Here is an 18920-nt window from a genome sequence, read left to right on the forward strand (position 1 = left end):
AACATTCAAAATGTAACAACAATACATGAAATGATTAATTATTTTACCACAAATAATCCTCACAGTGAGAAGAATAAACCTTATGGATCAAAAAAAGAGACCATCACATCTGACAGTCTCTTTTTTTTATAAATGATATTCTATAATATTAGAATAATTCTTTTCTGATAATGTTCTGACTTCTTTCCGGTCCAACAGAAACCAAATACACATTGATTCCTAAATACTGCTCGATAAATTCGATATATTTCTGAGCGTTATCAGGAAGTTCATCATAGCTTCTTACCTTCGTAAGATCTTCACTCCATCCTGGTAAATCCTGGTAGATAGGCTCATAATTGTATAATTTTTCTGTAGAAGAAGTGAAGTAATCGATTACTTTACCATCTTCTGTTTTATACTGAGTTACAATTTTTAGGTTTTCAATTCCTGTAAGAACGTCAAGTTTAGTAATTACAAGGTTATTGATACCATTGATCATACAAGCATGTTTCAACGAAACAAGATCTAACCATCCGGTTCTTCTTGGTCTTCCGGTAGTCGCTCCGAATTCACCACCGATCTGTCTGATTTTTTCTCCTAATTCGTTATCCAATTCAGATGGGAAAGGTCCGTTCCCAACCCTTGTGCAGTATGCTTTGGCAACTCCAATAAGGTTCTGAAGTGAAGTTGGCGGAACACCGGCTCCCGTACAAACTCCTCCTGTAGATGGAGAAGATGAAGTAACGTATGGATACGTTCCGAAATCAATATCCAACATCAATGCCTGAGCCCCTTCAAAAAGAACGTTTTTACCATCTCTGATCGCTTCATTCAATTCAACTTCTGTATCTACAATTCTGTCCTGAAGCTGTTTTCCTATCTCTAAAAATTCGTTGTAAATTTCTTCTACGTCTAAAGTCGGTTTTCCGTAGTATTTTTCAAAAAGAGAATTTTTAATTTTAAGGTTTTTCTCTATTTTCTCTCTTAAAATCTCAGGATTCAGAAGATCTATCATTCTGATTCCAACTCTTGCAATTTTATCTTCGTAACAAGGTCCGATTCCTTTTTTAGTGGTCCCGATCTGAGTTCCTCCATGCTCTTCTTCACGGTAAGTATCCAAAAGAATGTGGTAAGGCATGATCACATGCGCTCTTCTGCTGATAAAGATGTGGTCGGTTCTTAAACCTTTGCTCTCAATCTGGCTAACTTCTTTGATGAAAGATTTAGGATTCACCACTACTCCATTGGCAATGATGCATTTTCCTTTGCACTGCAAAACTCCTGAAGGAAGAAGGTGTAAAACAAATTTTTCATCACCCACATAAACCGTATGACCTGCATTGTCTCCACCCTGGAAACGTACTACATAATCCGATTTAGCGGATAAAACATCCGTGATTTTCCCTTTACCTTCATCTCCGTACTGAAGACCTACAACTACGTAAGTTGACATATTTTACTATTGTTTTTAGATTCATGCAAAATTACTCTGAAAAAATAGGGTGGGCAAATTATGTGGAAAATTTATTTTCATTCTAGTTTAAAATCATAGAATTACAGGCATTTTTTACGACATCATTGATCTATCATCAAACCAAAAATCTTTTATTTATGTGTATATTTGAGTAGCGTTTGAGAATAATAAAGATAGTTTATGATATGAGAACATTACATCAAACAGGATACTTGTCTAAAAATACCAGTGATCAGCCTAAACTTTTTTACAATGTATTTACCCCCGAGACGAATGAGATAAAGGCAAGTCTTTTAATTATCCATGGAATGCAGGAACATAGCGGAAGGTATAAAGAAATAGCAGAATATTTTGCCGGTCACGGATTAGCTGTAATCACTTACGATCATCTGGGACATGGAAAATCAGTGAAAGAAAAAAAAGATATCGGATTTTTTCAATTGAACCGACCGGATAAAAAATTGATCGATGATGCGGAAATGATGAGTGATCACTTGAGCGATCAATATCCTGATGTCCCCCATTTTGTCCTCGGTCATTCGATGGGTTCTTTTGTTACACGGTGTCTTCTTCAAAGAATTAGCAACCGGCTTACAGGAGCTGTCATCGTTGGCACCGGAGGTACTTTAGCGGGTATCAGTCTTTTGAATACCTATTTTTCAATCGCCAATAAAATAGCACCCAAACAAAAAACATTTTTCAATTCACTTTTTAATTTCGTAAACAACAACCATTTCAGAAAAGATAAAAATTTTGGCGACACAAGCTGGCTAAGCCTCAATGAAGCCAATAGAGATGCTTTTACCCAGGATGAACTTTCTGGAATTCCTTTTACCAACAATGCTTTTTATGCATTATTCAAACTGTATAAAAAAGCAACTAAAAGAAACTGGGCAAATCCCATTTCCAAATCCTTCCCTTTTTTATTTGTTAGTGGAAAAAACGATCCTATCGGGAATTTTGGAAAAGGAGTTATGCAAACAGTAAATAATTTAAAACAGGATGGATTCATTAAGGTGGATTACAGTATCTATCCTGAAATGAGGCATGAAATTATGAATGAGGAAATCCGGAAAGAGGTTCTGGATGATATTTACAAGTGGATTGAGAAACTTTTGTAACAAATATTCTTATAACTCTTTCATTTTAGGCATTTTGATTATTGTATATTTGATCATCAATACCAACACAAAATTAAAAACAAACATGCCTAAAAAATCACTCCTTCTTATTATCCTGTTTCTATACTCTTCTCTTTCTTTAGACGCACAAAATAAAATTAATGAGTATCTGAATATTCCCGGACCTATTAAAATTGATAATACATTCTATAATCTAATCTGGAGCTCTCATCCTAATGAGAATTACTACAAACAAGAATACCTAAGCCCAAACGAGAAAATCGAAAAATACGGCACATTAGTTATGATCGATTATATTCAGGGAACTCTTAAAATTGAAGATGTAATTAATCGAAAAGTAACAGAACTTGAGAACCTGAAAAAATCCAATCCGGTCGTCAATTACAAAATCTATGAAAACGGCGAAGAATATATCTTAGATTTTCTCATTACTGAGAATTCGAAAGATGGGAAAGAAATACTCATCGCAGAAAGAAATGTTTACCGTTATAAACTTATTTCAAACAATAAAAGTAAAGGAGTCCTACTTTTCGGCGTTAGTGAAAGGGGATATAAAGAAAACATAGAAAATTTCTTCAATAACTTGAAAAATAACTCTTCCAAATTAATAGAAGTCGTTGGAAATTATCAATTACCGAACATTGAAATAAAATAGGTGCTAAATTACCATTCCGAAGGATTCCAAAGCCATTATTCACATTTAACAGTTAGATTCCTTCGGAAGGATTATTCCAAAATATTATCAACCTAAAATCCCCGCAACTTAAAAAGTATCATTCTTAAAATACTTATCGCTGCATTAATCCAGCACAATTTCACTTTCTATACCAATCTCATCCAGGAAGATTTCATCATGAGAAATCACTAATAACGTCCCCTTATAATCTTTAATGGAATTTGTAAGAATCTCTACATTTTGCAAATCCAGATTATTTGTGGGCTCATCGAGAACAATGATATCGGGAGCCTTATTACTGATGGAAAGCCCACACAATAAAAGTCTAAGGCGCTCTCCTCCACTTAACATTTCTCCTTTTTTATCCCATGTTTCTTTTCCAAATAAAAATCTGGACAATATGGTTTTTACTTCGGACTCCTGTAACGCATTATCATTAAACCTTTGGGCAAATTCATAAATGGTTGCTTCCTGAGCAATTAATGAATATTCCTGATCAATATAAATACTATTAAAATCAGTTCTTGAAATAGTTCCAATGGAAGCATCCAAATCACCAATTAAAAGTTTAATTAAAGTCGTTTTTCCGGAGCCGTTCGGTCCTTTCACACAAATACTATCCCCACTTCTGATTTCAAGATCCAGATTTTTAGCCCATAAGAGTTTTTCATGGTATCTGAAATTAATATCATCCGCTGTCATAAGAATTCTCCCTGTGTGAAGATCAGAATCGTTGAAATTTACTTTCATTTGTTCTGTATTTTTCACAGATGAACGCAATCCTCTAAGTCCTGCGGAAAGATCACTAATCTTTTCGGCATGAATATTCTTGAGTTTGGAGGTATTCTTTTCAGCATTATTCCGAAGGGTATTCATCATAATTCTTGCCACTCCTGATTTTTCCTGCTTTTTCTTTCCCCGGGCATCTAATTTTTGTTTCCTTTCCAACGTCTCCCTTTCTTTTTCCTTTGCCTTTTTCAAAGCCCGCTCCTTGGCATGAATGTCATGATGCAATGCCTCCTCCTCTATTTCCTTTTGTTCAACATAAAAATCAAAATTTCCACCATAGGTTGAAATGCCTTGATTGCTCAATTCGTAAATCGTATCAACCAGATTTAATAAAGTTCTGTCGTGACTCACAATAACTATTGTAGCACTTGTTTTCGCGATATAGTCATATAAAAGACTCCGTCCTTCAAGATCGAGATGGTTACTCGGTTCATCCAGCAATATGATATCAGGTTGATGGATCTGTAAACCTGCAAGAAAGACTTTTGTCTTCTGTCCTCCGCTCAGGCTCTCTATCTTTTGATGTAAGTCCAGGTTTTCAAGGTGCCAGTATTGTAATGCCGTTTGGCAACGATCTTCAATATCCCAATCATCGTTGAGAATATCAAAATAAATGTCATCTACTTCACCGGCGGTAATCTTCTGTAAAGCATTTAATTTTTTGTCAATCCTCAGGCTTTCAGCAATAGTGAGATGATTGAAATTCCCAAACATTTGAGGAACGTAATATAAATTTCCGCCGACATGTAAGTTCCCTTCCAAAGGTTGGATTTCATTTGCTATAATTTTAAGCAGGGTAGATTTTCCCATGCCGTTACTTCCAACCAAAGCCGTTTTTGAAGATGTTGGGATCGTTACATTGATATGATTAAAAAGCAGGTCTCTGTTGGGAAACCTATAGGATATATTTTGTAGAAAAATCATGATTTCTTTCTAATTAAAGTTAAACATCAATAATCCAAGGGGATTATCATCTGATCAAATCTGAAAGAAATTATATCCTACATGAGCGTATTTTTAGGTTTTGTGTATGCAAATATAATGCAAATAATAGATTAAACATAAAAACATTTTAATCAAAAATCAAAAATCCGTAACTTTGCCAACTACTAAATTTTTTTATGGAAAGCATTAAAGTTCACGACAAAACTTTTGTTCCTTATCTAAAGGACGCGGAAATTCAGGAAATAGTAAAAGCGACAGCGCTGAAAATTTATGAGGATTACAAAGATGAAGTTCCTGTCTTCATAGGAGTTTTGAACGGAGTTATCATGTTCTTCTCAGATCTTTTAAAGCATTATCCGGGAAACTGTGAGATTGCTTTTATCCAGATGAGTTCTTATGTAGGAACGGAATCTACAGGGATTGTTTACCAGAAGATGGAGCTGACGAAAGATGTTAAGGACCGTCATATTATTCTGGTTGAAGATATCGTAGATACAGGAAATACTGTTGAAAGCCTTTTCAAATATTTCAAAGAAACACAACGACCAAAATCTGTAAAACTGGCTTCTTTCTTACTAAAACCTGAGGTTTACAAGAAGGATTTTAAACTGGATTATATTGGAAAGGAAATTCCAAATAAATTTGTTCTGGGTTACGGATTAGATTACGATGAATTGGGAAGAAATCTTTCGGATTTATATCAGTTAGAAGAAGGTAAAATCAACCATTAATTTCAAAACCTGAAATTTAAACTTAAAATATCTAATTAAATAAAAATGATAAACATTGTTCTGTTCGGGCCTCCAGGAAGTGGAAAAGGAACACAAGCTCAGAATCTCATCGAAAAATTTAACTTAAAGCAAATCTCTACAGGTGATCTATTCAGATTCAATATGAAGAATGACACGGAACTTGGGAAATTAGCTAAATCTTACATCGATAAGGGAGAATTGGTTCCGGACCAGGTGACAATCGACATGTTGGTGGACGAATTGAGAAAACCAACCGATGCGGCAGGGTTTATTTTCGATGGATATCCAAGAACAGCAGTACAGACAGCGGCCTTGGAAAAAATCGTTAAAGAGGAACTGAATGACGAGATTGATGTTTGTCTTTCATTAATCGTTGAAGATAAAATTTTGGTTGAAAGATTGCTGAAAAGAGGAGAAACCAGTGGAAGATCTGATGACAGCAACGAAGAAATCATCCAGAACAGGATTAAAGAATATTATGCGAAAACAGCTGAAGTAGCTGAATTATATAAGCAACAAGGAAAATATGTAGAGGTAAACGGAGTTGGTGAGATCAATGAGATTTCTGAGAAATTGTTTGCTGAAGTAGAAAAAATTCAAAAATAAATTTTTGATTCAAGGTTCAAAGTTAAATATTCAAGGTTTAAACTTTGGACCTTACACATTAAACCTTGAATTAAAATTATGTCAAATTTTGTAGATTACGTAAAGATTCATTGTAAAAGCGGTCATGGAGGTGCAGGTTCTGCGCATCTTCGCCGTGAAAAATACATTCCCAAAGGTGGCCCTGATGGTGGAGACGGAGGTCGTGGAGGCCACGTTATTATGAAGGGGAATGCTCAGGAATGGACTTTACTACCACTTCGTTATACCCGTCACGTGAAAGCGGAGCGTGGAGAAAACGGAGGAAAAAATCAGTTAACAGGAGCTTATGGTGCCGATGTTTATATAGAGGTACCTATCGGAACCATTGCCAAAAATGAAGAGGGTGAAATCATCGGGGAAATTTTAGAAGATGGTCAGGAAATCATCCTGATGGAAGGAGGAAAAGGAGGACTTGGTAACGAGCACTTTAAATCTTCAACAAACCAGACCCCACGTTACGCACAGCCGGGAATGGAGGGACAGGAAGGTTACGTGGTTTTTGAGCTTAAAATTTTAGCTGACGTAGGGCTTGTAGGTTTCCCGAATGCCGGAAAATCAACATTGTTGGCTTCCGTATCCGCGGCAAAACCTAAAATTGCTAATTACGCATTTACAACATTGACGCCTAACCTGGGAATCGTAGACTACAGAAATTACAAATCATTTGTAATGGCTGATATCCCGGGGATTATAGAAGGAGCCGCTGAAGGAAAAGGCCTTGGCCATAGATTCCTAAGACATATTGAGAGAAATTCAATCTTGTTATTCCTTATTCCGGCAGATTCCGAAGATCATTTCCAGGAGTTTAAAATTCTTGAAAATGAGCTTAAAGAATACAATCCGGAATTATTGGATAAAGACTTTATTATTTCCATTTCAAAAGCCGACCTTCTGGACGATGAACTGAAAAAAGAAATTTCAGCAGAATTCCCTGAAAACAGGCAGCCGCTATTCTTCTCGGGTGTAACCGGTGAAGGACTTACGGAACTTAAGGATGTTATCTGGAAAAAACTACATGGATAGAACACTGTTCTTCATATTAGTTTTATTTTACCAATTTTGTTTTTCACAAAGCAGTAAGACTTTATCAAAAATTGACAGCCTCAAAACAGACATTGAGGCTGTCAATTTTATACGGTCATGTTCACAATCAAAAGATGATTTTTTATCTGAGTTTAGGTTAAAAACGATCAGGAGCTTTGAAGATGATAATTTGTCACCCCTTATAAAAAGGACTGCTGATAGTCTGGGTGTTGACAAAAGTTTTTATAAAGGAGACTTTGATCATAATGGAAAAACGGATTTATTATTTATCGGGGATGACAACAGCTGTCAATCATCCAGAGGCAGTTGTAGCGCAGTTGTAAAGGTTATTTTCGATATAGACAATAAGTATATGACCAGGAGTTTACTTCTGAATCATTTTGATTTTGTAATCCCGAAATTGTCTACCATAAATGGCAAAGATTATATCTCTGTTTTCTACGATGAAGTTACCGAAGATTTTAATTCTGAGAAATACAATTTTTACCACAAAATCGTCAATAAGATTCTGACTTATAAATTTGATAATTTCGTAGAGTATAATCCGGAACCTCAAAAGTATAGTATTGAAAAAATATTTTTTGAAACAGAGCCCTGTTTTGGAACCTGTCCGGTGTTTACGCTTGAATTGAGTAAAAACGGCACCTCTCAATTTATTGCCAAGACTTACAATTTCATCAACCGTAATGATTCCTTTGAAAAAATAGAAAGGAAATCCCGTAAAACTTTTGAAAAAGGTGAAGGAAAATTTACAACCCAAATAAAAGCATCGGACTTTCAAAAAATTGAAACAATTCTTGGTTATATTAATTTTCCGGAGCTTAAAGATGATTATTCCGTAAGTTGGACCGATGATCAGTTGTCAACTTTAACAATTACCTATGACAACGGGAAGATCAAAAAGATTAAAGATTATGGTTTAGTTGGAAGTTATGGATTAACAACTCTTTATAAAACCCTGTTCGACCTAAGATTCAATCAGGAATGGAAGAAGATAAAACATTAAGTCCCCTGATCATCTGATACTCGTTGATCCTATTTCTGTACATTTCACAGATTAAAAATATCGATAACAGACCTTAATTGCGCAGGTATGGAAGTAAAATAATAAACTTCAAATATTTTAACTACCTTTGTAGCATATTTCGCGGCATTCTCAGCCCTTTCGGTAATTAATTTTACTTAAAAATTCTGTTAATCAATTTTAGCAGATTCGCTAAAAATGATGAAGTATACTACTTCGACCGCATTATTTTAATACGCAATATATTTTGTTATTTACAGATTTAAAAATCATCAAGCCCATTTTAGATGCGCTTCAACAGGAAGGTTATGAAAAACCAACTCCTATACAGCAAAAGGCTATTCCCTCTATTTTAGAGAAAAAAGATCTACTGGGAACGGCGCAGACCGGAACCGGTAAAACTGCAGCTTTTGCTATTCCCATTCTCCAGAACCTTTCAGAACGTCCAAAGACTAATCAGATCAAAGCTTTGGTTTTAACGCCTACAAGGGAACTGGCTATTCAGATTGAAGAAAGCTTTAATGCTTACGGAAGAAATCTTCCATTAAGAAAATTAGTTATTTTCGGAGGTGTAAAACAGGGCTCACAAGAAGCAGCTTTAAGAAAAGGAGTAGACATTCTTGTAGCAACACCGGGGAGACTCCTTGACTTCATTGCACAAGGAATTATCAGTCTTAAAAACCTGGAGATATTTGTTCTGGATGAAGCTGACAGAATGCTGGATATGGGATTTGTACATGACGTTAAAAGAATTATTAAGCTTTTGCCACAGAGAAGGCAAACTTTATTTTTCTCTTCAACTATGCCTCCTGAAATACAAAAGCTTGCCAATTCCATCCTCAGCAATCCGGTACAGGTAGAAGTAACGCCTGTTTCTTCGACAGCTGAAACCATTAAACAATCTGTCTATTTTGTTCAGAAAGAAGATAAATTGGGATTACTTACGCATATTCTTAAAAATCATATCTCTGAATCTGTTTTGGTTTTTTCAAGAACCAAGCACGGAGCTGATAAGATTGCAAGAACATTACAAAAAAATGGCATTTCAACGGAAGCGATTCATGGAAATAAATCTCAAAATGCACGTCAAAATGCGCTAAACAACTTCAAATCCGGAAAGACCAGAGTTTTGGTTGCTACAGATATTGCAGCAAGAGGAATTGATATCGATGAGCTGAAATATGTAATTAATTACGAGCTTTCTGATGTTTCCGAAACCTATGTTCACAGAATCGGAAGAACAGGAAGAGCGGGTTCGGAAGGGACTTCTTTATCTTTTGTAGATGGTCTGGATTTACTGAACCTTAGAAATACGGAAAAACTTATCGGACTTAAAATTCCGGTGGTTAAAGATCACCCGTTCCACACCGAAAACCTGGTTGCACAAAAAAGGGATTCAAATAATAAACCTATGAATCCGGGACAGGGAAAGCCTAAACCTACTCAGAAGAAAGATATTGGTTTCAAAAAGCCAAAAAATAAAAGTTTCTTTAGGAAAAAATTAAAAAAAGCTTTCAGGGTTATTCCTGAAAGCTTTTTTATTCGCCTTATTTTTCTTTTAGCTTATAAATTGTCACCGAGTCATACTGCGCCTGCCAGGTCTTTGCAGGATTTAAATACGTTTTCACTTTAATTAACTCATTTTCATCAAGACTGTCTATGATCTTCTTACTTAAAGTATTCCTAAAGTAAAACATATTACGATTATTTTTCTTTTTAACATCCATGCCCATAAAAGTGATTGAGTTCCTTCCTTTTTCCAGTTGACTGGGAAAGAGCATATAGTTAATTTTATTTTTTTTGAGATAATCTTTAAAACGGAGCGTATTTATTTCATTAAAAAAAGTAGAGTTGGCTACCAAAGCATCTGCCGGTATAAAATTAAAATCGGAGTAAAAAGCAAATTTACCCGGAAAATCATAAACATATATTCGAGACTTTCGGGGAACTACTTTAACCAGATCTTCTGCCAAATTCTTTACCAGATCCTTTGTTTTCTTTTCAAATTTTGACTTGTCATCAAAAACATTATGAAATATGCTTAGGTTGGTCTTGAGCTTCAAAATCCCGATTGTACATAAGAAAAATGTTGAACCCAAAGAATAAATTATAAACTTGGATCTCGCAGGTACTATTCTCAATTGAAATTTTTCAACAATATCATTGATAAAAAAGCCACAAAAAATAAATTGTGATACAAAATACCACTGTCCTGTATATGACTGGAAAAATACATTATACAATAAATGAATAAAGCTTCCGCCAATAAACAAAATTTTGACAGAGCGGTAGTGTATATTTTTAGTAAAAATCAAAAATATCAAATATGCGGAACCCACAAATAAGAATAAATCAGGAAGTAAACCAAAAGGATCATCCAGATTAGCTTTAGGAAAGGAACTTTTTATTCTGCCACTGACAGGAACCATATCTCCGAACAAATACTGATTGGAAAATAAATAAGGTCCTGCCAAAAGTAAAAATCCTAAAATTACTTTAGAAATGCTTTGAATTTTCCAGTCCCGGTGTTTCCAATAAAGAAAGCCTAAAGGAATAATGATAAAAATATGATCCAGCCTTGCCAGAAAAACGAGGCTACAAATGAATCCGAACAGAAAATCGTTGGTGTATCTTTTACAAAGAAAATAAAGCAGCCATGCAATGGTGAAAAAGGTGAGATGCGCTTCCGTTAAATATAATGATCCAAGGCTGAAAAAAATTAAGCAATACAATGCTAAGCTCAATACTTTTCCACTTACTGAATCTTTGAATAAGGTTTTTTCAAAAAATCTGTATCCCGCAATGATAAAGATAACCTGAAAAAACCATAGAATGTATACTGAGAAACTTTTACCCAAAAAATTGATCGCTTCCGCAATAACACAGAATACCATCCATAAAGGATGGAAGCCATTGGTAAGGTATAAATCATTAAACCCCATAAAGCCATTTCTGACCATATTATAGGCAATCTGTGGATAAAAATAACCATCATCAACCGGAAACTTCGCCGGATTCCATAGAAAAAACACAGCAGAAAGGAAAAGAAGATAATGGATATTTTCTTTTAAAAGCTTCATATAGGCCTAGTAATTGTAAATGTGTTTTGCATTCTGGCTTGTGATTCTGTCAATTTCAGAAAAATCTTTATTGTAGATATTCACCAGCTTTCCTACCACCAGATCAAGATAAGAACTTTCATTTCTTTTACCCCTGTGAGGAACCGGAGCCAGGTAAGGAGAGTCTGTTTCCAGAACAATCTTTTCTAATGGGATTTCTTGCAGGAACTGATCTATTTTCCCGTTTTTAAAGGTCACTACTCCACCAATTCCTAATAAAAAATTAAGATCGATAGCATGTTTTGCTTGTTCAAGGTTACCGGAAAAACAATGAAATATTCCTCTCAATTTCGGATGCTTTTTTCTTTCCAAGACTTCAAAAGTTTCATCAAAACTTTCCCTTGTATGGATTACAATAGGCAGATCCATCTCAATAGCCCAGTCGATTTGTTGTTCAAAAGCCTTTACCTGGATATCTAGAGTTGATTGATCCCAATAGAGATCGATTCCTATTTCCCCGATGGCAGGAAATGCTCTTTTATCAAGATACTCTTTAACAATTGCCAGTTCTTTTTCCCAGGATTCGGGTTTTACGTAGCAAGGGTGCAGCCCCATCATTGAAAAAACCTGTCCAGGATATTCAGCTTCCAATTGAAGCATTTTTTCATGAGACTCAGAGTCAATAGCAGGAAGATAAAACTCCGTAATTCCTTTATCTAAAGCCCTTTGAATAGCCTCTTTTCTATCTTCATCAAATTCTTCAGCGTATAAATGTGTATGGGTGTCAATCATAATTTTAAAATTTTAATAGATCTTCATAAGGGTTTTCTAAATTCATTAATACACCGAAAGCCGGTTCCGTTTTTATCCCTTTCTTCTTAAGCTCTATAATCTGTTGTTTAAATTCCTCTCCTTTCTCCTGTAATATTGTGTACTCTGCTATCATATGGCGATAAGCATTTTGTTGCGTCGTCGGTTTATCTTGACCAAAAATCTCTATGGGAAACTCTTCGAGATTAAAATTGATCACAATAGATTTTTCCCCTTTTATCTTAATCTTTTCTACTTTGGAATGAATTCCTGGTGGAATAAGTTGAGAAAGGCGGATCGTTTCCAAAAAGAAATCTTCATCTTTAACTTCACAAATGATATCCAGATCGCTTCCGTCAATATCAATTTCAATAGGAATAGTTCCTGCAAGCAAGGGTGAGAAATCTTTTAGTTTTTCCAGAATCTGATATTTTGTAAGCAATACGTGAGCCCTTTGCTGCCTCTGGTTACCGCTTTCCAAATAATCCATCTTTGTAAAGTCTGTTATCATTACTGGAATATCTTATGTTTTACCTTTTTCTGTTGAGCTTCAATTCTTTGCTTTAATTTTTCTCTAAAATCAACATATTTAGGATCTTGTTCATCTGCTGTCCTGTGCTGCAGCGCTTTATGGATTTTAAAATTTTCTTTGATAAACTCCTTTGTGTCTTCCGCAAAATAAGCAGCTCCAAATTTATCAAAGATATACTGAACAGCCTGAGAATTGGGATGAATCATATCTTCTTTATAAAAACGATAATCCCTTAAATCATCCATCAATATTTCATAAACGGGTAAATAATGACAGTTCTCAATCCCTGAAATAGCTTCATGTACTGCAGATATCAATTTTGATTTGCTTAACTGATTTTCCATCATACCGTCTTTGGTATGTCTTACGGGAGAAACCGTAAACAAAATCTGAACATCTTCTTTACAGATATCTTTCAGGCTAAAAATGGTCTGATAAATAGAATCTGTGATTTCCTGATGGGTTAGCAACCTTTTATTAAAGAATTTTTGTGGAATTTTGTGACAATTGGCTACCAGCTTGTTTTTAGGCTGAAATTCATAAATAAAGGAGGTTCCATAGGTTATAATAACCCAATTAGTATCCTGCAAAAAGAGATTCCCTTCTTCTAAATGGCCATTGATCTTATCCAGTGTCTGATGAATATACCTTGTATCGAATTTCGTATGATGGTCAAGGGAAATAAATTCGTCATTAAACGTGATTAAATCTTCTTCTTCATAAAAGTGTGAATCATGAAGCCTTTGTATTGCGTTATTGATCGAAAACGGATTAAACAGGGTTCCAAACGGATTATTGACCGTCTGAAGCTGTCCCTGGTGAAGCAGATCCGACATCTCTGAGGCAAAACAGGAACCTATTGAAAATATTTTATCTTCAATTTCAATCTTTTTTGCAGATTCTTTGATGTCAACTTCGGTTCTGAATTTCATTGTAAATATAAGAGGCTAAAGCTAAAGGTGGAAGAAGAAGCCTAAACAACTCCTTACCAAAATCTTTAATAATCAGCGACTCATTAGCTTTCCCTTCTTAAAAGATAATTAGCGAGTTCTATGAATGGCTTTTTCTTTTCTTCAGGAATATTAATTTTTTTAAGATAACTCTGCCCTATTTCATTGTGCTTTTCAATTAAGCGCAATGCTTTTTCATCTACTTTGGTTCTTCTGAAGATTTTTTCTACTCCGTACACCTTATCGATATTATCGGTTTTTTTAGAGTACCAGTGATCCAATTCTTTTCTTTCTTCCTCCGTGGCGTGTTCTCTTGCCAAAAGATAAAGAACAGTCTTTTTATTTTCATAAATGTCACCTGCATGTTTTTTTCCAAACTGAGCCTGATCTCCAAAAACGTCCAGGTAATCATCCATGATCTGGAAAGCAATTCCTATATGTTTTCCAAAATTAAAAATAGACTTGGCATCTTTAAAATTAGCTTTAGCAATTAAAGCTCCGATCTCAAAAGATGAAGCACTTAATACTCCGGTCTTATAAGTAATCATTCTGATGTAATCATCGAAAGTCACATCTTCCTGTGTTTCGAAATTAATGTCGTACTGCTGCCCTTCACATAAGAGGAGCCCGGTATGGGTAAATATTCGGATACAGGCTTTAAATATTTCCGGTTCAAGATCTTCAAAAAATTTATACGCCTTCAGCATCAGCCCGTCTCCGGATAAGATCCCTACATTAATTCCATGTAAAGTATGAATAGTAGGTTTGTTTCTTCTCAGAGGAGCTTCATCCATAATATCATCATGAATCAATGTGAAGTTATGGAAAAATTCAATCGCCAAAGCCGGCTTAATAGCCTGTTTAAGATCACCACCAAATAAGTCACAAGCCATCAGAACCATAATAGGTCGCAGACGTTTTCCACCATGTGAAATGATGTAATTCATCGGTTCATATAATTCCGCGGGTTTGTCTTTAAAAGTGTACTTGGTAATAGCGTCAGCAACCAGCTGTTGGTACTTGTCTAAAAATTCCATAAAATCCAATAATTTCCAACAAAAATACGATTTTTCAAATCTTTATAAAACAAAAAACTTTGCCCATTTGGACAAAGTTCAGTATTGTAATTTTAAATTAATATCTAGGAAAGAAAAGCGACCAAAAGATAAGTAACTGCCGCTACAATAGCAGAGATAGGAATCGTCAATACCCAAGCCCAAAGCAAGCTTACTGTAATCCCCCATCTTACCGCTGAAATCCTCTTCGTTAATCCAACTCCAATAATAGACCCGGTAATCGTATGTGTGGTAGATACCGGAATACCAAAATGATCGGTAATAAATAAGGTAATAGCTCCTGCAGTTTCAGCACTTACACCTTCCAGCGGAGTTACCTTTGTAATCTTGGTTCCCATTGTTTTGATGATCTTCCATCCACCACTCATTGTTCCCAGACCTATTGCCAGGAAAGAAACCAGAGGTACCCAAAGATAATGTTCTGCAAAATAATCAAATCGTCCGGCAGAAGGTATATTTAAGTATACAGGATCCTGTAAAATCTGTACATGGTAATAAATTAAAGCCGCACCGATAATTCCCATTACTTTTTGTGCATCATTCAGACCATGTCCTAGACTAAAGAGGGCTGAAGAAACAAGCTGTAATCTTTTAAAAGACTTATCTGCTTTATGAGGGTTTGATCTCTTATAAAGATGAACGATAATCAATGTGATAATGATTGAAATAACCATCCCAATAACGGGTGCCATAAAAATAAACAGGAAGATAGGAATTACTTTATCAAATTTAACCACACTTTGTGTTGTAACCTGATAAAATGCCTGTTTGAAAGTATCTATAAAACCTAGATTGGGCTGAGCAGCTGCTACATCATGATAATCCAGGATGAAAGCATGCATTAAAGCCGCACCTAAGAAACCACCAATTAGGGTATGTGATGAAGAAGATGGTATACCAAACCACCATGTTAAAAGGTTCCAGGCAATAGCTGCCACAAGACCTGAAAATATTACCTCCAGGGTAATAAAGTTTTCATTAACGGTTTTGGCAATCGTATTACCAATTTTAAATTCTCCAATGATGTATGCTGCGATAAAAAAGGCTGCAAAATTCCATAGTGCCGCCCAAAGCACAGCCTGAAAAGGAGTTAAAACTTTTGTAGAAACAATAGTAGCAATTGAATTGGCCGCATCATGAAAACCATTAATATAATCGAAAATTAAAGCTAAAGCAATAATAACCGTAAGTAAAATCGGAAATTCCATTTTTTGTTATATTGTTTATGCGTATTTGATCATAATGTTTTCAATAGTATTAGCTACATCTTCAGCCTTGTCGGTTACTATTTCAAGATAATTAAGTACAGATGAAACTTTGATGATATTGATAGCGTCGTTTGTTTCAAACAATTCTACCATTGAGTTGGAAAGTAAGTCGTCAGCAATATTCTCAATAGAGTTTACTTTGATACAAGCTTCTTTCACCTGATCCATATTTTTGAATCCTTTCAGGTTTTTCATTGCATTCTGAATTTCAAGACATACCTTATGAATCAACAATGAGAAGTCTGCATATGCCTTCATTAAAGGCGATTTATATAAGAAAATATATTTTGTTGAAGCATAGATATAATCTGCGATATCATCTAAACCTGTGGCCAAAGTGTGAATATCTTCACGGTCAAAAGGAGTTATAAAGTTTTTTCCAAGCTCAATAAAGATTTCGTGCGTAAGCTCATCATTTTTGTGTTCGTAGTCACTCATTTTCTTCAACATAGAGTCGTCATTAAGGTCAAAATCTTTCACCCCGTTGTTGAACTCTTCAGACATTGCTACTAGATTTTCAGTTACTTTTTCGAAAAGGACGAAGAAGATTTTATCTTTAGGCTGAAAAGCGTGGAAAATATTACCAATTCCCATTTTTAAGTATTTATAATTCGTCTGCAAATTTCCTAAAAAAGCACCTTACCAAAAAGTATATAACATTAAGTTTTGTTAACATTGGTTTAAGTGCTGATTATCAAACAAAAAAACCGGCTATAAGCCGGTTTATATTATATAAAAATGAGTTTTAATTAGCTTCTTCAGCTCTCATATCTTTTCCTCTGAATTTCATTGAAGAAATATTATTCAAAAGCTCTCCCTTAAATGATTTCTCAATTTCAAAGAATGAGAATTTCTCTAAAATTTCAATATCACCAATTTCAGCTCTCTTTTTACCATTTCCGGCAGTTGCTTTATTGATAATATCCAAAACATCCAGTTTCTTCAATTGATCTTTCTTTCCAAGGTTGAAGAAGAATCTTACCATATCTTCATTCTTTCTTCTAGGTTTTCCTCCACGATCTCTTCTGTCTCCACCTCTACTATCACGGTCTCTTCCTCTGTCTCGGTCACGATCTCTTCCTCTGTCTCTTCTTGAGTAATCATCATCTCTGGTACTGAATTTCTGTTCAGCAAGATCATGCTTATCTTTATAGTACAATGCAAGATCTTTCAACTGGAACTGCAGTAACTGATGTACCAATTCTTCTTTCGTGAATTTGCTAAGATCCGGAATCAAGCTGTCGTCAAACTCAAATAAGTCTTCATGCTCCGTAAATAGCTTTTCGAAAACGCCTCCTACCTGTGCTTTGATGATATCATCACCTGTAGGGATTGTTTTTTCAACAATATCAATCTTTGTTGTTGATTTAATCTGTTTTAGCTTTCTGCTTTCTTCAGGCTTAATCAAAGCCATAGAAATACCGTCTTTTCCAGCTCTACCCGTTCTACCACTTCTGTGAACGAATACTTCAGGATCATCAGGTAGAGAGTAATGGATAACGTGAGTTAGTGAGTTCACATCCAAACCTCTTGCTGCTACATCGGTAGCCACCAAAATGTCGATATTTTTCAATCTGAATTTCTTCATTACTGTATCTCTCTGCGCCTGAGAAAGATCACCATGAAGTGCATCAGCTGCATAACCGTTCTGCATTAAGAAATCTGCCACTTCCTGAGTTTCCATTCTTGTTCTACAGAAAATAATGGAATACTGATTAGGGTTTGCGTCAATTAATCTCTTTAGAGCTTCTTTTTTATTACGATATCCTACCACATAGTATTCGTGCTTAATGTTCTTTTTAACTTCGTTAATAGAACCCACTGAAATACGGTGAGGTTTTGTAAGATAATTTTTAGAAATTCTTTCCACTTCTTTATTCATCGTTGCAGAGAATAAGAAAGTTTGTTTTGTTTCAGGAGTTTCACTTAAAATTGTTTCCAATTCATCTTTGAAACCCATTGAAAGCATTTCGTCAGCTTCATCTAAAACCAACCAATGGATCGCAGAAAAATCAAGTGCTTTTCTGTTAATCAAATCAATTACTCTTCCAGGAGTACCTACAATAATTTGTGGTTTTTCCTTCAAAGAACGTATTTGGTCCATAATACTGCTACCTCCGTACACTGCTGTAGATTTGATATTCTGCATGTACTTAGAGTAATTCTTTATGTCTTTAGAAATCTGAAGACATAATTCCCGTGTCGGACAAAGCACCAATAGTTGGATTTTGCGACTCGTATCGTCAATCATATCCAAAATCGGAAGCGAAAAAGCTGCTGTTTTGCCTGTCCCAGTTTGCGCAAGTGCGATCAAGTCGCGTATATCTGAAAGAATAAAAGGGATAGTCTGTTTTTGGATTTCTGTCGGGCTTTCATAACCCATTTCGCCAATAGCCTTAAGGATGTCAGGACTTAAATTGGACTCCGTAAATAAATTCATTAAATATTTTAAAATTTTTGCAAAGATACAATTAATATTTGACTTTATTTTGAATAAAGTGTTAAATAACGAATCTTAATTTCAGAATACTTTAATATATTTTTAATTTTTAAAAAATTAAACGCAAAAAATAAACCGTTATGTTAAAAAAATATTAAACAATATTTTTTTTTGTTAAATTGGATTGATTTTTTCGTGGAGATTAATGAATTTTCAAAAATAAAATCAGGAATTATAATTTTTTTATTTTAATATTCCCGAAAATTGCATGAAATATGTAAAAGAAAGATCTTCAATTATTGTTGTGAGACT

At 34.9% G+C, this 18920-nt stretch carries 17 protein-coding genes; 7 read left to right on the forward strand and 10 right to left on the reverse strand.

From position 1 onward, the window contains the following. Positions 1-148 precede the first annotated feature (148 nt). Positions 149-1435 (reverse strand): adenylosuccinate synthase, encoded by a 1287-nt coding sequence (locus AAEU33_RS20960; RefSeq protein WP_172276629.1) that lies wholly within the window; start codon positions 1433-1435, stop codon positions 149-151. Positions 1436-1641: 206 nt separating this feature from the next. Between AAEU33_RS20960 and AAEU33_RS20965 the strand changes: the two genes are divergently transcribed. Further along, positions 1642-2577: an alpha/beta fold hydrolase gene (locus tag AAEU33_RS20965; RefSeq protein ID WP_345990130.1), complete on the forward strand. Its 936-nt coding sequence runs from the start codon at positions 1642-1644 to the stop codon at positions 2575-2577. 85 nt (positions 2578-2662) lie between these two features. Further along, the gene (locus tag AAEU33_RS20970) at positions 2663-3253 is read left to right on the forward strand and encodes a hypothetical protein (RefSeq protein WP_345990132.1); all 591 of its coding nucleotides are present in this window, start codon (positions 2663-2665) and stop codon (positions 3251-3253) included. A gap of 144 nt (positions 3254-3397) precedes the next feature. Here AAEU33_RS20970 and AAEU33_RS20975 read toward each other — a convergent pair whose 3' ends face one another. After that, positions 3398-4987, reverse strand: a complete 1590-nt coding sequence (locus tag AAEU33_RS20975) for an ABC-F family ATP-binding cassette domain-containing protein (protein ID WP_345990133.1) — start codon at positions 4985-4987, stop codon at positions 3398-3400. Between the two features lie 197 nt (positions 4988-5184). On the opposite strand from AAEU33_RS20975, the gene AAEU33_RS20980 reads away from it, so the two are divergent. The 5 genes from AAEU33_RS20980 to AAEU33_RS21000 all read left to right on the forward strand — a co-directional run bounded on the left by AAEU33_RS20980 (position 5185) and on the right by AAEU33_RS21000 (position 10106). Beyond that, on the forward strand, positions 5185-5739 hold the full coding sequence (locus AAEU33_RS20980) for a phosphoribosyltransferase family protein (RefSeq protein WP_172276617.1): 555 nt from the start codon (positions 5185-5187) through the stop codon (positions 5737-5739). A gap of 45 nt (positions 5740-5784) precedes the next feature. Next, positions 5785-6366: an adenylate kinase gene (locus AAEU33_RS20985; RefSeq protein WP_172276614.1), complete on the forward strand. Its 582-nt coding sequence runs from the start codon at positions 5785-5787 to the stop codon at positions 6364-6366. 78 nt (positions 6367-6444) lie between these two features. After that, entirely contained in the window at positions 6445-7428 is a 984-nt protein-coding gene (obgE, locus tag AAEU33_RS20990) for a GTPase ObgE (RefSeq protein WP_172276611.1), read from the forward strand. Then, positions 7421-8455, forward strand: coding sequence for a DUF6438 domain-containing protein (locus AAEU33_RS20995; protein ID WP_345990136.1), 1035 nt, complete (start codon positions 7421-7423; stop codon positions 8453-8455). The genes obgE and AAEU33_RS20995 overlap by 8 nt, the downstream gene beginning before the upstream one ends. A gap of 265 nt (positions 8456-8720) precedes the next feature. Further along, positions 8721-10106 (forward strand): DEAD/DEAH box helicase, encoded by a 1386-nt coding sequence (locus AAEU33_RS21000; RefSeq protein WP_345990137.1) that lies wholly within the window; start codon positions 8721-8723, stop codon positions 10104-10106. On the opposite strand, the gene AAEU33_RS21005 is transcribed toward AAEU33_RS21000, so the two are convergent. The 8 genes from AAEU33_RS21005 to AAEU33_RS21040 form a co-directional block, all read right to left on the reverse strand. Then, positions 10021-11553, reverse strand: coding sequence for a hypothetical protein (locus AAEU33_RS21005; protein ID WP_345990139.1), 1533 nt, complete (start codon positions 11551-11553; stop codon positions 10021-10023). The two genes, AAEU33_RS21000 and AAEU33_RS21005, sit on opposite strands and share 86 nt — an antisense overlap. Positions 11554-11559: 6 nt before the next feature. Then, on the reverse strand, positions 11560-12324 hold the full coding sequence (locus AAEU33_RS21010) for a TatD family hydrolase (protein ID WP_345990140.1): 765 nt from the start codon (positions 12322-12324) through the stop codon (positions 11560-11562). 4 nt (positions 12325-12328) lie between these two features. Continuing rightward, positions 12329-12853 carry a DUF4269 domain-containing protein gene (locus AAEU33_RS21015; RefSeq protein WP_345990142.1) on the reverse strand — a complete coding sequence of 175 codons (525 nt, stop codon included), beginning with the start codon at positions 12851-12853 and terminating at the stop codon, positions 12329-12331. Continuing rightward, a complete protein-coding gene (locus AAEU33_RS21020) occupies positions 12853-13806 on the reverse strand; it encodes a GSCFA domain-containing protein (protein ID WP_345990143.1) in 954 nt (317 codons plus the stop codon). The genes AAEU33_RS21015 and AAEU33_RS21020 overlap by 1 nt, the downstream gene beginning before the upstream one ends. A gap of 83 nt (positions 13807-13889) precedes the next feature. After that, positions 13890-14861 (reverse strand): polyprenyl synthetase family protein, encoded by a 972-nt coding sequence (locus AAEU33_RS21025; RefSeq protein WP_172276595.1) that lies wholly within the window; start codon positions 14859-14861, stop codon positions 13890-13892. Positions 14862-14965: 104 nt separating this feature from the next. Next, a complete protein-coding gene (locus AAEU33_RS21030; RefSeq protein ID WP_172276592.1) occupies positions 14966-16108 on the reverse strand; it encodes an inorganic phosphate transporter in 1143 nt (380 codons plus the stop codon). Positions 16109-16123: 15 nt separating this feature from the next. Beyond that, the gene (locus AAEU33_RS21035) at positions 16124-16762 is read right to left on the reverse strand and encodes a DUF47 family protein (RefSeq protein ID WP_345990145.1); all 639 of its coding nucleotides are present in this window, start codon (positions 16760-16762) and stop codon (positions 16124-16126) included. Between the two features lie 151 nt (positions 16763-16913). Continuing rightward, the gene (locus AAEU33_RS21040; protein ID WP_172276587.1) at positions 16914-18608 is read right to left on the reverse strand and encodes a DEAD/DEAH box helicase; all 1695 of its coding nucleotides are present in this window, start codon (positions 18606-18608) and stop codon (positions 16914-16916) included. Positions 18609-18920: the final 312 nt, after the last annotated feature.

The organism is Chryseobacterium sp. Chry.R1, assembly GCF_039645525.1.
GTDB lineage: Bacteria > Bacteroidota > Bacteroidia > Flavobacteriales > Weeksellaceae > Chryseobacterium > Chryseobacterium proteolyticum.